At 34.1% G+C, this 2,089-nt stretch carries 2 protein-coding genes; both read right to left on the reverse strand.

Going from position 1 to position 2,089, the window contains the following annotated elements; translation table 11 throughout:
* Window positions 1–138: 138 nt before the first annotated feature.
* Window positions 139–579 carry a hypothetical protein gene (locus ACE1ET_RS20365; protein ID WP_375719569.1) on the reverse strand — a complete coding sequence of 147 codons (441 nt, stop codon included), beginning with the start codon at window positions 577–579 and terminating at the stop codon, window positions 139–141.
* Window positions 580–794: 215 nt separating this feature from the next.
* Window positions 795–1,553: a hypothetical protein gene (locus tag ACE1ET_RS20370; protein ID WP_375730269.1), complete on the reverse strand. Its 759-nt coding sequence runs from the start codon at window positions 1,551–1,553 to the stop codon at window positions 795–797.
* Window positions 1,554–2,089: the final 536 nt, after the last annotated feature.

Below are 2,089 nucleotides of genomic sequence, written 5' to 3' on the forward strand. Positions count from 1 at the left end.
CGCGGTATGGTGTCGTGCGGTTGACTGTCCCACGAAGTGGAGACTGTCAAGCCGAAAACGACGGCATACGGAATGTGAATTTGCTGGTTAAAACACAACCGCATGCACTATGACCGCGTGTTGTACACCGTTTTTTTATTAAAATATTTTAATTCCTTTATTAGCCTCTTTAAATAGACTTTGAAATTCAGTGTTTTCTAGTTTTATTTGTTTTATATTAATTGTAGAATTGAAATTACTTGGTTCCTTAAATTTATTTGTAGAATAAATGAATAAAGTATCACTTTCAATCTTGTAAAATATTTGACAAAGTCCTTCTAAAATAAAATCATTTTTATTATTTACATCAATATTTTTACTCGATGAATTTGAGATTGCCATAATTTGGCTATCGCCAGTTATTCCCCAATTTATTTTTTTCAAATACAATCTTGTTGAAGACTCTGGCAAATATATTGTCTCTATATCAAACACAGGAGTGATGATGTTATCATTTGAAATTCTAAAAAACTGATAACCTGCTAAAAATCCTAGTCCAAATAAAATGATAGTCCACAAAATCTTAGCCTGTATTTTCATTTTTAAAATGTTTTATTCTGAAAAGTTTGAATTACACGAGAAGTTAAATGGTGTACAACGTTCCCGCAGTATGCTGTTGTGGCAGTTTCTTTCCGACGGGAAAGGAACTGTCAGGACAAAATAGCCCTACTGCGAATGTTGTAATGTTTTATTTAAAAGTACTGCCATGCAGTATGACTGCGTGTTGTGCCCAGTAGTTAATTAATTAGTTCTCCTTAATCATTTTCACCTATTATTTCATCATCAACAATCTTCAAAACATCATCTTCTGCTGGAAGCGGAGGTGGCGGAGGTGTTAAATATTCCTTTTCAAATCGATATAAAATTAATCTATTTTGCAATAAAGAGTCTAAATGGTTCATTTTGATCTTATCCAAATCTTTAAAACCGGTATTGTACCAACTTTTAGCTAAATAATTCTTATAAGCATAGTATGATATGCTAATATCTTTTATTCTTTCTTGAAGCATTTCGCATGAATCCGTAACAAACGCTAATATTACATGCCCCATAGAAATTTGTTGCTCGGAGTCATTTAAATCGGTAACAAACTTTTTTTCAGGTTTAGTAATGCTGTTTTTTTCATTTATTAAAAACGAAATCAGAGAGTCTTTTAAATCATCTACTTCGATTTTATCATATTCAAAGAGAATCTCTCCATTTGTTCGAATTTTTATATCTGCACAGTTCCTAAAACAATCAATTATTGGCCAGCCAATACTATCAAAATAATTATCTCTTTTTACTAAATAAAGATTAACAGCTTGATCGAAGTATTTTGAATCTGGATATTTTAAAAGAAATATAGAAAATTTATTATAGTCAGATGAATTCTTAATTAATGAAAAATGTATGGAGTCAACATCTGTTGTATTATCCTTCTCTTGAATTGACAAGTTACAAGAAGTGAGTCCGATGATAAGGTATAAGTAAAAAATTCTCATTTTAATAATTAAGTAGGCAGTCTTTTTCATGCTATTGGGCACAACGTTCCCGCGGTATGGTGTCGTGCGGTTGACTGTCCCACGAAGTGGAGACTGTCAAGCCGAAAACGACGGCATACGGAATGTTGATTTGCAGGTAAAAATAAAACCGCATGCAGTATGACCGCGTGTTGTATTTAGTACCTTCTTTTTTTCTCTCACAGGAGCTCTTTAATTGAACGGTTTCGCAAATTAAACACTTCGGTAAATCAAATGAGCTTCAGCCGCCCATAGCCGGATAATGTAAATCAAAAACTCTACGATATTGCATCAACCCCAAACGATATTGCGTCAAACTACGAATCTTCAAAGTTGTGTAGACTGAGATTCCACCCGACACCTGGTTTAAATCAAACGATGATCCAATTTTAAAAAGAACGTTCTCCGCTTCAGCCGAAAGAGGGTGGAAGCCTGTTTAAAATAATCAAACAACTAATCCCGGTATTAAATACAACGTTCCCGCGGTATGGTGTCGTGGCAGTTTCTTTCCGATGGGAAAGGAACTGTCAGGACAAAAGAGGCAGCCT

The sequence above is a fragment of the Quyinboa mangrovi genome, from assembly GCF_042219825.1.
Taxonomy (GTDB): domain Bacteria; phylum Bacteroidota; class Bacteroidia; order Bacteroidales; family UBA5342; genus JBHJHP01.

Coding starts and splice junctions, on each gene's coding strand:
- ACE1ET_RS20365 (WP_375719569.1), bottom strand. CDS start 579: ATGAAAATACAGGCTAAGATTTTGTGGACTATCATTTTATTTGGACTA.
- ACE1ET_RS20370 (WP_375730269.1), bottom strand. CDS start 1,553: ATGAAAAAGACTGCCTACTTAATTATTAAAATGAGAATTTTTTACTTA.